Origin of the sequence: Muricauda sp. MAR_2010_75 (assembly GCF_000745185.1) — a bacterium.
Classification (GTDB): domain Bacteria; phylum Bacteroidota; class Bacteroidia; order Flavobacteriales; family Flavobacteriaceae; genus Flagellimonas.
The window spans coordinates 1,404,031-1,417,110 of record NZ_JQNJ01000001.1; the positions used below are offsets into that span (position 1 = coordinate 1,404,031).

A 13,080-nucleotide genomic window follows, 5' to 3' on the forward strand; every position below is an offset into this window, starting at 1 on the left:
GTTAGCTATTGTAGTTCGGTTTTACTCGTAGGATCCACATTTCGTCATCATACGAGGCATTTAGTTTGGAGTAGTATGAGGTTAGGGCATTGTTCCAGGTTTCATGTTTTTTGAGGTATACGTATCTGTAATTGTCCTCTGGATTTATGAAGTAGCTGGCATTCAGCCCTTTTGCGTTCAATTCTTTTACAAAGCGGTTGGCACTTGATGAGCTTTCAAAAACATTGGCTATGATGTAATAACCTGAACCTATACCACCTATTTTGTAGGTTTTGTAGGATGCTTTTGATTTGCCCAGCATTGTTTTGGCCACATTCTTGTGTAGCACATTATCATCATATTTTGAATCCTGGGTATCGGCTGTGGAGCTAAATCCACCAAATCCTTGGTTTCCATCGTTTACGTTCATTACCCAAGCATCACCTTGATAGGATCCGTTCAAATTGGAATGATAGGCGTTCAGGGCCTCTTTTTTCTCCTTGTAGCCATCCAAGTACACATAATTGAGGCCATTTTTGGGATTGGTAAAGTACCCGGCATCAATACCTTGGGATTGTAACTTTTCCACAAAAGCGGTTGCATTGTCTTCATTCCTGAACACATTGGCAATTAGGTAGTGGCCACTTGTTACATTTGGAATGGCATGGGATTTAAAATGGGTCTTTGAAGTTCTTTTGGCCCGAATTGTTTTGTCTTTTTTGACACCAGAGGTGCTGGCCACTCTGCTCTTGGCACCATCGTCATTTAAACGAATGACCTTTTTAGCGGCTGTGGTGTTGGACAAACCATGGTTGGCTAAAGGCTGCTTCTTTGTTGTGACCAAATCAGCACTGTCCATATTGGCAAAGTAGACTTCTTTGGCCTTTTCTTCCAACTGTGGATCTTCACCACGGGTTTCACGGCGAACCATTTTCATGACCGTCTCAAATCTTTTCTCCAAGTCTTGTCTTCGAGTGGTTTCAATGGAATCTTGGCGCATGAGAAGTTCATCCAAAATGGCATCGTTTTCGGCCAATTTTTCTTTGAGTTCTGCGATTTCAAGATCTTTTTCTGTTATGTTGAGGCTGTCTTGGGGAACATCTTCGTTTTCCACAAGCTCTTCGCCCTCTTGTTCCAGCATTACGCGGTCTTCGGTAAGGTTGGGTGTAAAGGAGTAGGCCAAGGAAATTTCATGGCTTACCCCAAAATTTTCAAAGTTGTTGGACAAGCCTTTTTCAACGGTATATCCCAAGGATAGGTTTTTGTTCAAATTGAAACCCAAACCGGCTGAAGCTCCATAGAAGTCGTCGTATCCGGCTTGTATCCAGCCCAATTTTGGCAGATCCAGGATAAGATTTCCACCTAGAACCAGATTTTCATCCCCTACTTTTCGCACACGGGCCAGGGGCATTAGCCGAGCTTGTTCCATGATGCCCGCCCCGTTTTCAAACTGATGGGTATATTGTAGGTGACCCGAATAAGTTTTCTCAGCAAAATCGGTTACTGATTCACTGGTTTTCAGGTTGTAGTCAAAAAGGTTTTCGGCAAAACCACCAATGTCAAACTTCCCAAAGGAGAAGTTAAATCCGGGTTGAAAACTAACCAAGGAACTACTTTCCAAAGTATTCAAGAAAGGGTCGTCCTCAACGGCATTGGCCCTATCTTGGTTAAAGGCACTTTGATAATAGGAAAAGTTGGCTCCAAAGGTGAACGTACTCTCCTCGCCCAAACGTACTCCGTAGGCGTAGTTAGCGTGCACACCAAAGTTGTTAAAAAGCCCTTCACGGTTGGTAAACAAGCTTAAACCGACACCGCTCCTATCACTTACCCTACCACTATAACTCAAGAAATATACTTGGTTGTTGTCATCAAAAGATACCGATTGGTTTCTATGAAACAAATTGATATAGGACTTGTCTTCACGAACCGTTGAAAACGTTGGGTTCAATAAAAATCTATTGAACTTCAACAAGTTCTGCGAAGGAATGTTATAGGGTACAAAGGGATCTTCTTCCTGTCCGTGAACCATTGTCGCGGAGAAAAAAAGTAGCAAGAAAGATGTAAGTAATAGTATCGGTTTTTTGGTCTGCATCGCTATTTAATAACAGTTATGGTGCCCTGCTTCAGGGCTTTTCCTCCCCGTGAGATCTTGTAATAGAAGATCATACTGGGTTTGTTGAACGCCATGGTGGATTGCGGCCAATTATTTGCATACGCGGTTTGACTGAACACTTGTTCCCCTCTTTCATTAAAGATGGTAACAAGTACATTCTGGTCTCTGGAGTATGTATTTGGCAGCACCCATAGGTCATTTATTCCGTCGCCATTGGCAGTAACTACGTTGGGAATCGCGAACATATCCCTGTAGGTAACCGTGATAACGCGACTTACCGTACAGCTGCCAAAGCTGGCCACAAGCAGATATTGGCCTTCCTCTTGGAAGCCATAGGAATCTTGTGTGGCTATAAGATTATTATTTGCATCATACCATTTGTAGGAATCCGCACCGCTGGCGGTAATGGTTTCGGTTTCACCTTCTATAATAATAAGGTCCTTAGGCTTATCCAGAACAAGCAAAGACTCGTCGAATGCCCGGATGGTAACTTCATTGGAGACCATTGGGCAATCGTTGGTACGTATAACCAATTGATATACACCTATTTCATTTACGCTAAAGCTTTCTGATGAGGTGTCTATAATCTGACCGTCTTTTTTCCATTCAAAGGTTTGATCAGATAAATCTTGTGAACTTGTTAATGTGATGGCCTCGCCACCTTCACAAAGAACAGTTCCGTTGGCGGAGATGCTTAAGTTTTGGTTGGAGGTTAGCTTTACATTCAAGGTGTTGGATGTAGCGTTAAAGCCATCCAAAGTTCCGTCCAATTTGTACGCACCATTCTTTTCGTGATTGGATACCGTAATAGTCTTTGAGGTTTCATCACTTATGGTGGCACCATCCAGTTTCCATTGATAGGTAAATGCTGATTCCAGTTCTGAGGTAACATCGGTCTTTGCACCGTTATCGCTAACGGCATTAACAGCAGAAAGGCTTATGGTAGCATCGGTGTTTTCACAATCAGAATACGCTCCAATAAATTCAATCTCCAACTCAAAGGAATCAGGAGAAACAATAGTTGTGGTTTCTGAGGCTTTAGGCCCTGAAGCACAACTTCCTCCGTTGTCGGTTACTTCTGTATAATATTCACCTATTGAGTTGATTACCAAAGAACTACTTGTAGCATCAGTTATGGGTGTACCATCTTTATACCACTGGTAGGCAGGAGCAGTTGCCGTAGTACTTACAGAAAGTGTTTTGGTTTGAGAGGGCAATAGCACAATATTTTCAGCATTCTGTCTAGATACCTCAAAAGAACCTGCGCTTCTAAGAACGACCGCTGATGAACGCTCTGCACAGGCTGAAGCACCTCCAATTTGAACTTCGTAACTCCCTTCAAATCCATCTACCCCTGTGTTTATGGCAAGGGTGGACGCTTCTAAAGTTGGCCCGCTTATTATGTTTCCATCTTTATACCACGTATAGGTTAGGCCCATACCTGTAATATTGGCTTCCAGCGTATACGAATCACCGGGACAAAGCTCTACGTCGCTATCTCCATTGATGGCAATGCCCAAACTGCTACCATTGCTTATTTCAATGGTATTGGAAAGGGTATTGGCAGAACCAGAACATACAGAACCATAATCCAACTCCACATAATACATGCCTGGGGTTGAAACTGTGATACTTTCTGTTTTTTGTGGCAAAAGCGTGCCGCTTCTGTACCAGTTGTATTGATATGTGTTTGCATTGGGAATATTGTGTGGCTTCAGGGTGACCGAACCACCATCACAGATTTGTATTACTCCTCCAGCAGGAATGCTTCCACTCCCATTTTCACTGATGAGCAATGGTAAATTGTAATCAATATAGTACATGGAATAAGCGTCAGAAGCTGGACTGGTTTTAGCCGGACTGGTACTTCTAACCCTAAATTTGTAGCCTTCGCCACGGATATCATCAGGAAGCGCAAACTCAAATTCGAAATCAAAAATGGTATTTTTGTCAGATACACGGGCCAATTCCCTTGGAGAGCCAAAGTTTCCGTAAGAATCAGAAAGCTCCAGAATGAACTCGTTGTTGGAGTCTACCAAGGGGGGACTCCAAGTAAAGTTCACAAAGTATTCGTTGAAATTGCTTGAGGCACATGCTGCGGTCCAGGCCGAGTTTCCGGCCAAGTTGGGATTGTCCGCGGCAGTAGGTTTGTTGAGCACTTGGGCCACCAAAGAGGAGGTGCCCATCAGCATCATGGCCATGGCCAGAACTAGAATGCCATACGTTGAACTACTTTTTTTCATCAGCGTTAGTTTTAAGAGGTTGAGGGCAATGTTTTGCCCGTTAGTTTGTGCCCCTTAATTTCGTTAGTTCGTTGCAGCGCTGTTCTGGCGCCACTTTTTCATATAGCTTTCTAATAACAAATATGATTTTATTTTCGTCGAAAGGAAAGATATTGTTGTAGGTGGCACCAAAAGTGTTGTGAAATGGCTTTCTTTGTATACACCAAGTGGGGAATAATAGCTATGAACACTGGTTTTTACTACATTTGCGCTTCAAAATTTGGATATGGCGGAAGAAGCTAAATCATTGAACTTTATAGAGCACATCATTGAAGATGACTTGCGAAATGGATACAAAAGGGATGAACTTCGTTTTCGGTTTCCCCCTGAGCCTAACGGGTATCTTCACATTGGCCATGCAAGTTCTATTTGCTTGAATTTTGGATTGGGTTTGCGATACAACGCCCCGGTAAACCTTCGATTTGATGATACCAACCCGGCAAAGGAGGAAAAAGAGTATGTGGAAGCAATAAAGAACGACGTGTCCTGGCTTGGTTATGAGTGGGATACGGAGTGTTATGCATCAGATTACTTTCAGCAGTTGTATGATTGGGCCGTTGCGCTGATCAAGCAAGGAAAGGCGTATGTGGACAGTCAAACTTCAGAGGAAATAGCCGATCAAAAGGGGACTCCAACCGAACCTGGAACGGAAAGCCCATATCGAGACCGCTCTGTTGAAGAGAATTTGAAGTTGTTCGAGGGTATGAAGAATGGGGAGTTCAAGGAAGGCGCCCATGTGCTCCGAGCCAAAATCGATATGGCAGCTCCCAATATGTTAATGCGTGATCCTGTAATGTACCGGATTCTTCATAAAGCGCACCATCGCACAAATACCGATTGGTGTATTTATCCAATGTATGATTGGACCCATGGGGAAAGCGATTATATAGAACAAGTCTCCCACTCCTTGTGTACACTGGAGTTTTTACCACATAGAGAACTGTATGATTGGTTTTTAGACCAATTGGTATCAGAGAATAAATTACGCCCAAAACAAAGAGAATTTGCCCGAAGAAACCTCAGTCATACGGTAGTGAGCAAGCGAAAACTGCTCCAGTTAGTGGAAAAAGGTGTTGTTGAAGGCTGGGACGACCCGAGAATGCCCACTATTTCCGGTTTGCGTAGAAGGGGATATACCCCGGAATCCATTAAGAATTTTGCAGATACCATTGGTATAGCCAAGCGTGAAAATGTGGTTGATGTTTCCTTGTTAGAATTCCATGTGCGTGAGCATTTGAACAAAATTGCACCTCGGGTGATGGCAGTCCTTAATCCATTAAAGTTGGTCATTACCAATTATGAAGAAGGAAAAGAGGAATGGCTTGAAGCTGAGAACAATCCGGAGGATGAATCAGCCGGTAGCAGACAAGTACCATTTTCCAGGGAGCTTTACATTGAGCAAGAAGATTTTAGAGAGGAAGCCAACCGTAAATTTTTTCGATTAAAATTAGGTGGCGAAGTTCGTTTAAAAAATGGATTCATCATTAAGGCAGATAGTTGCACCAAAAATGCTGATGGTACTGTTGTGGAAGTGCAATGTACATATGATCCAAAAAGTAAAAGTGGATCAGGAACGGAGGAGAGCTTGCGTAAAGTGAAAGGTACTTTGCATTGGATTTCAATTCCTCACGCCGTGACCGCAGAAGTTCGGTTATACGACCGTCTTTTTAATGACCCTACCCCTGATGGACATAAGGACAAGGATTTTATGGATTTCGTTAACCCAGATTCTTTGGAAAAGGTTACGGGGTATTTGGAGCCAAGTTTAAAAGAGGTTCACCCAGGTGATCAATTTCAGTTTCAACGATTGGGATATTTTAATGTGGATAAGAATTCAACACCCGACAATCCCATTTTTAATCGAACAGTTACTTTGAGGGACACTTGGGCCAAATTGGAACAAAAAAACTAGTATAAGTTTTTCTTATTCCAGAGCGCCAAAACCATTCGGTTTATTTATTAAAAATGGCTTGTTTTAAGGCGTTTTAATGGGCTTTTGTAAAAGGGCCATCCAATTCTAAGGATTCATTTGCGATCTTTCACCACAAACCGTTCAATCAAGGATTTCGCCGTGAAGTGGTGATTTGGGCCATCCAAAGATTTTTAAGTAAGAAATTTCAGTATAGAAATGGAAAAGGGAGCAAATTTGCTCCCTTTTTTTAGCTAGAGTTACATCGAGCCTGCCTTTGTCAGCAGACAGGCGCAGTCGACATTAATTATTCTTCTTTCTTTTTGTTATGTTGTTTCATGGCTTCTCCAATTTGGTTGCTTGCCGTAAAGGACGCCACCATGTTGTTTAGCATATCGCTTCCTGCTTGTGGAGAATTGGGTAACAATATTAAATTGGTATTAGTTTCCTCACCAATGGCCTGAAGGGTATCATAATGTTGGGTAACCACAATTAAAGCAGAAGCTTCTTGCGAATTTATTCCAACCTTATTCAATACTTCTACCGATTCTTCCAGACCTCGGGCAATTTCTCTACGCTGATCGGCAATACCCTGACCTTGCAGTCTTTTGCTTTCCGCTTCAGCCTTTGCTTTTTCCACGATTAGGATTCTTGCGGCGTCGCCTTCAAATTGGGCCGCAATCTTTTCACGTTCTGACGCATTAATTCGGTTCATGGCGGCTTTCACTTGGGCATCAGGGTCGATATCGGTCACTAGAGTTTTTATGATGTCATACCCGTAATCCAGCATGGCATCCTGCAATTCCGTTTTTACCGCGATGGCAATATCATCTTTTTTTACAAAGACATCGTCCAACTTCATTTTTGGGACTTCGGCACGGACCACATCAAACACATAAGAGGTAATTTGGTCATGGGGATATTCCAGTTTATAAAAGGCCTCGTAGACCTTTTCTTTGATGACCACGTATTGCACGGAAACTTTTAGTTTTACAAAAACATCATCCAAGGTCTTGGTCTCAACAATAACGTCCAACTGTTGGATTTTTAGACTTAGCCTTCCGGCAATTCGGTCCACAATGGGAATTTTCATCTGTAGCCCCGAGTTACGGATGCTTTGAAATCTACCGAACCGTTCTATAAGAACCGCGGTCTGTTGCTTTACAATAAAAAAGAACTTAAAAAGAATAATAAGCCCTATAAAAAGAATCGGGATGAATAAATAGTTGCCCATGGCCTTTAGATTTTATGTTAGAAATGGAAATTACGAAACTCTCTAACATATAGGTAGGCAACCGTCAAGTTTTGTTACATATTCGTCAATTGGCAAGTGCGGAAATCGCATTTTTGATGCGCTGAATGCTTTCTTCTTTTCCGATAAGCTCCAAGATATCGAATAAATGGGGCCCTTTCATGTCACCCACAATGACCAGCCGGAATGGAGGCATCACTTTTCCGAAGGAAAGTTCTTTTTTGCCAATCCAATCTTTGACAATGGTTTCAATGTTTGAAGAAGTGAAATCCGTAATCCCTTCCAAAATGGAAACGACTTCGCCCATGATTTCGGGGGTATCTTCTTTCCATTGTTTTTTAACGGCCTTTTCGTTATATGAGGTTGGACTTTCAAAAAAGTAATTGCCCAAATCCCAAAAGTCGGAAACAAAACTTGCCCGTTCCTTAATCAAGGAAACGACTTTGGTGACGTAGTCTTTTGTGGCATCGACGGATTTGGATGATAATTGCTGTATAAACAATTCAGCAAGCGCTACATCGTTTTTTCGTTGTAGCCACTGTTGATTATACCAATTGTTCTTTTCTGGGTCAAACCGCGCACCTGATTTGTTCACGCGTTCCAGGCCAAAAGCATTGATCAACTCTTCCAGGGAAAATATTTCTTGTTCCGTTCCGGGGTTCCACCCCAAAAGCGCTAAGAAATTCACCACAGTTTCTGGGAAAAAACCAGCTTCTCGGTAGCCTTCGGATTCGTTCCAAGATAAGGGAAAAACCGGAAAGCCCCCTTTTTCTCCATCACGCTTGCTCAATTTTCCTTTTCCAACCGGTTTCATGATCAAGGGTAAGTGGGCAAATTGTGGTGCTTGCCACCCAAAGGCATCATACAAAAGTTGGTGTAAAGCCAAAGAGGGCAACCATTCCTCACCCCGAATTACATGCGTAATCTGCATCAGGTGATCGTCCACGATGTTGGCCAAGTGATAGGTGGGCATACCATCGCTTTTGAACAAAACTTTATCATCCAAAACGTTGGTATCTATTTTAATTTCACCACGGATGATATCATTCAATACCAGTTCTTGGTCTTGTGGTGATTTGAAGCGAATCACATATTCTTCACCTGCATCCAATTTGATCTTTACTTCTTCATGAGTTAGGGACAACGAATTGGAAAGCTTCAATCGGTTATGCCAATTATAGATGAAGGTCTTTCCCTTTGCCTCATGGTCTTTTCTATGGAAATCCAATCGCTCTGCCGTATCAAAAGCATAATACGCTTTCCCTTTTTCAATGAGTTCCAACGCATAATCTTTATAGAGATTTTTGCGCTCGCTTTGTCGGTATGGACCAAAATTGCCTTCTTTTCCTGGGCCTTCATCAAAAGGAATCCCACACCAATTCAATGCTTCAATAATGTATTGCTCGGCACCATCAACATAACGGTTTTGATCGGTGTCCTCAATACGAAGGATAAAATCACCCTTGTGTTTTTTGGCAAACAGGTAGTTGAAAAGAGCGGTTCTTAGACCGCCAATATGTAAAGGCCCGGTGGGGCTGGGGGCAAATCGTACCCGAACAGTGTCACTCATGGTTCATGCGCTTGAGGCGCAAAGATACACTGCCTGTTATGATTTTGAAAAGGGATTCTGTTCATGTTTTCCAATTGGTGAATGGACTGATAGTTAAGGTTTAACAAAAATTTTCAGATGAATTCCCTTGTATCGGGTATCTTGGTGGTAAAAATTACTTGTTTTGGGCAGTTATCAGGACATTTTAAACAAGTTGGAACGCTTCACCAGGAAGTACTACACCAAGCAATTGATCAAGGGAAGCTTGCTTTTTGTAACCCTGGGATTATTGTTTTGGATGGCGGTCATGTCCTTGGAATATTTACTTTGGCTCAGTAACGGATGGCGTCTGACCTTGTTTTTGTTGTTTATTGTTGTAGAACTTTTTTTGCTCTACCAGTTTATAGCCGTTCCGTTGTCGTATTTGTTTCGATTGCGAAAGGGTATTGATAATCGTGAAGCTTCTTTGCTCATCGGAAAGCACTTTCCCGAAGTGGATGACAGACTGCTCAACTTGCTTGAACTTTCAGAGAACCCTAAAAAGTCGGACTTATTGCTGGCCAGTATTGAGCAACGCGCCAATGGCCTTGGTCCGGTCCCTTTTGTAGAAGCCATCAATTTTAAGGATAGTTATAAGTATGCCAAGTTTGTGTTGATTCCTTTGGGCTTATTGGGTTTTATATGGATTTCTGGGAATATCGCTTCTTTTTTTAATTCCCATAAAAGGGTGGTCAATTATGACATGGCCTATGAGCGTCCCGCTCCTTTCACGTTTCGTGTATTGAATGATAAGTTGGAAGTTTTGGATAGTGAGGCGTTGACCATTACCGTTGCCACTGAGGGCAGCATTAAGCCTGAAAGCGTCTACATGGTTGTTAATGGGGAAGAGCTTCTATTGAAGCAGCAAGGTGATGTATATAGTTACACATTTGAGGCACCGGTTGCTGAAAGCTCGTTTTATCTTACAGCGAATGGATGGAATTCGCGGAGCTATTTTATAAAGAGTTATAGCACCCCTGCATTGGTCGATTTTCAAATGAAATTGAATTATCCAACATATCTCAATAGACCTTCTGAAGTGGTTACCGGTACTGGAAATGCTATTGTGCCCGAAGGCACGCGATTGAGTTGGCTGATTGAAGGTACTAGCGTGGACGGCATCAGAATGAACGCTGCGGACACAAGTTTTGTTTTTGAAAGGAATGGAAATCAATTTACCCATGTCCAAAGATTGTTCAATGATTTTGTGTATGAACTGAGTACGTCCAACCAACATGTCTCCGATTTTGAACGATTGACCTATGGCATCGATGTGGTTAAAGATGCCAGGGCCACGGTTCAGGTAAACCAAGTTTTGGATTCCTTGAACCCAAATCAATCGTTTTATACAGGTCAAGCGGCGGATGATTATGGCATTAGTCAGATCAGATTGGTTTGCTATCCATCGGATGATGCCCAGAAGATTCAGCGAATATCCTTGGAGGACCCCCACAGTAATGTGTACCAGTTCTATTATACATTTCCTTCCGGACTTCGGTTGAAGGAGGGCAAAAACTACAAATTATACTTTGAAGTTGTTGATAATGATGGTGTTAGAGGAGGAAAGGTTACTAAAAGCGAGACCTTCAATGCTACACTTTATGACGATAATCAATTGAAGGATAGAGACTTAGAATTTCAAAACAGTACTTTGTCCAAAATGAACCAGTCCCTTGAAGAGTATAAAAGTCAGAAGGAAGCGTTGTCCAAGATCAATAACCTTCAAAAGGAAGAACGGGCATTGACTTTTGAAGATAAAAATCAGATTAAAGATTATTTGCAAAAGCAAGAGCGGCAAGAGCAGATGATGGAAAAGTTCAGCAAGGATTTAAAGGAGAGCTTGGGTAAGGATCATAAGGAGGACAGTGAGTTTAAGAAGATGTTGCAAGAGCGTTTGGAGCGACAAGAATTGGAAGCCAGAAAGAATGAAAGGCTTCTTAAAGAGTTGAATGAGTTATCGGATAAAATCAATAAAGAAGAACTACAACAAAAGTTGGAAGAACTGGGCAAAAACCAAAGTAAGAATACGAGAAATTTGGAGCAACTTTTGGAGCTGACCAAAAGATATTACGTAACAGAGAAAGCTTCACATTTGTCAAAGGAGCTCGAAAAATTAGCTGAAAGGCAAGACATCTTATCAAAATTGGATATTGGTCAAAAGTTCTCTAATGATGAACAAGAAAAACTTAATGAAAGTTTTGAGGAGCTGTCCAAAGACTTAGAGGAACTATTAAAGGATAATAACAATCTTCAAAAGCCCATGAATATGGATGTATCCAAGTCGCAAGCTGAGGATGTAAAGAATGACCAGAAAGAGGCTTTGGAGGAGATAAATAAACACCAAGGAAATGACCAATCTTCGGATAGTCAGGAACGTATGCAATCTGGTAATAAGATCACCCAAAAACAAAAATCAGCGGCGCAAAAAATGCAGGAGATGAGCGAAGCACTTCAGCAGGGGGCCATGGGTGGAGGTGGTTCAGAGGACACTGAGGATGCTGAAATGCTTAGGCAAATCTTGGATAATTTGGTAACATTTTCGTTCAAGCAGGAAAACCTTTTTGATAAGATTGAAAGTGCTGATGTTGACATTTCCCAATTCTCCAAAACCGTCCGTGATCAAAATGAATTGCGGAGGTTGTTTGAACATGTTGATGACAGTTTGTTTGCCTTATCCCTTCGTAGGGTAGAGGTTTCAGAATTTGTTAATGAACAGATTACGGAGGTGTACTATAACATTGACAAGTCTCTGGAGAGTATCGCAGAAAATCAAATTTACCAAGGGGCGTCGTACCAGCAGTATGTTATTAATGCCACTAATGCACTTGCTGATTTCCTTGCCAATATCTTGGACAATATGCAACAGAACATGAAGGCCGGTCAGGGAAGTGGACAAGGCTCGGATTTTCAACTTCCGGACATCATAAAAGGCCAGCAGGGTATTCAGGAAAAGATGCAGGGTTCTGGTGAGCAGGGTAAATCTTCAAAAGGCGAGGGTGAACAAAAAGGAGATGGACAGCAACAAGGGGATAATGGCCAACAAGGCCAACAAAGTGGCAAGCAAGGTGAGGGGAACAGTGGAGAGCAAAATGGCTCAACTGGTAATCAAGGAATTGGTCAGGATGAAATGGGACTGAATGAGATATATGAAATCTATAAGGAACAACAGTTTTTACGACAGAAGTTGGAACAGCAGTTGCAGGATATGATCAACAAGCAAGATGGGGATCTAGCCAAAAAATTGCTCAAACAAATGGAGGACTTTGAGAACGATTTACTGGAGAACGGAATTACGGAAAGAACGAAGAGCAAGGCCAATACCATTCAACATGAGTTGATGAAATTAGAGAATGCGACCTTGGAACAAGGTAAAAAGAAGGAAAGGGAGAGCAACGCCAATAAGACCAATTTTACCAATCCTATTACTACGCGTCCTGAGCTCTTAAAAGATTACCAGAACGACATTGAAATATTAAATAGACAAGCACTACCTTTGCGGCAAAATTACGAGCGTAGGGTTAAGGTGTATTTTAAAAATGATTGAGTTTCATTTTAAGTCTGATTTGGTATTAAAGGACACAGCCAATTACTCCGATTGGATTAGTAGAATTTTAGATTCAGAGGAGTATCAGTTGGGGCAGTTAGACTATGTTTTTTGTTCTGATGAATTTCTTTTGCAGCTCAATAAGCAGTACCTAAATCATGACACCTTTACAGATATTATTACGTTTGATTATTCAAACGGGAAGACCATTTCGGGTGACATTTTTATTTCATCGGAACGGGTTAAGGAGAACGCTGAAACCTTTGGGGTTGATTTTAAAAACGAACTGTTAAGGGTGATGAGCCACGGTGTTTTGCACCTGATGGGGTATGGAGATAAATCAAACGCACAGAAGGAAGTGATGCGCACAAAAGAGGAAGAAAAAATTAAAATGTTCCACGTGGAACCATAGC

7 protein-coding genes are annotated in these 13,080 nt (G+C 41.9%); 3 read left to right on the forward strand and 4 right to left on the reverse strand.

Annotated features, from left to right (window positions below; genetic code table 11):
• Position 1 precedes the first annotated feature (1 nt).
• Positions 2-2,071, reverse strand: a complete 2,070-nt coding sequence (locus FG28_RS06245) for a PorP/SprF family type IX secretion system membrane protein (RefSeq protein ID WP_036380873.1) — start codon at positions 2,069-2,071, stop codon at positions 2-4.
• A gap of 2 nt (positions 2,072-2,073) precedes the next feature.
• Positions 2,074-4,335, reverse strand: a complete 2,262-nt coding sequence (locus tag FG28_RS06250; RefSeq protein WP_036380876.1) for a gliding motility-associated C-terminal domain-containing protein — start codon at positions 4,333-4,335, stop codon at positions 2,074-2,076.
• Between the two features lie 265 nt (positions 4,336-4,600).
• Between FG28_RS06250 and FG28_RS06255 the strand changes: the two genes are divergently transcribed.
• On the forward strand, positions 4,601-6,286 hold the full coding sequence (locus FG28_RS06255) for a glutamine--tRNA ligase/YqeY domain fusion protein (protein ID WP_036380878.1): 1,686 nt from the start codon (positions 4,601-4,603) through the stop codon (positions 6,284-6,286).
• A gap of 304 nt (positions 6,287-6,590) precedes the next feature.
• Here the strand turns inward: FG28_RS06255 and FG28_RS06260 are convergent, their stop codons facing one another.
• Together FG28_RS06260 and gltX are read right to left on the reverse strand one after the other, a co-directional pair.
• Positions 6,591-7,517, reverse strand: a complete 927-nt coding sequence (locus FG28_RS06260) for an SPFH domain-containing protein (RefSeq protein ID WP_036380880.1) — start codon at positions 7,515-7,517, stop codon at positions 6,591-6,593.
• An 85-nt stretch (positions 7,518-7,602) separates the two neighbouring features.
• A complete protein-coding gene (gene gltX, locus FG28_RS06265; RefSeq protein ID WP_036380881.1) occupies positions 7,603-9,105 on the reverse strand; it encodes a glutamate--tRNA ligase in 1,503 nt (500 codons plus the stop codon).
• A 163-nt stretch (positions 9,106-9,268) separates the two neighbouring features.
• On the opposite strand from gltX, the gene FG28_RS06270 reads away from it, so the two are divergent.
• The gene (locus tag FG28_RS06270; RefSeq protein WP_036380883.1) at positions 9,269-12,667 is read left to right on the forward strand and encodes a hypothetical protein; all 3,399 of its coding nucleotides are present in this window, start codon (positions 9,269-9,271) and stop codon (positions 12,665-12,667) included.
• Complete coding sequence (ybeY, locus tag FG28_RS06275) at positions 12,660-13,079, forward strand: rRNA maturation RNase YbeY (protein WP_036380885.1); 420 nt, start codon at positions 12,660-12,662, stop codon at positions 13,077-13,079. Before FG28_RS06270 ends, ybeY begins: the two co-directional genes overlap by 8 nt.
• Position 13,080: the final 1 nt, after the last annotated feature.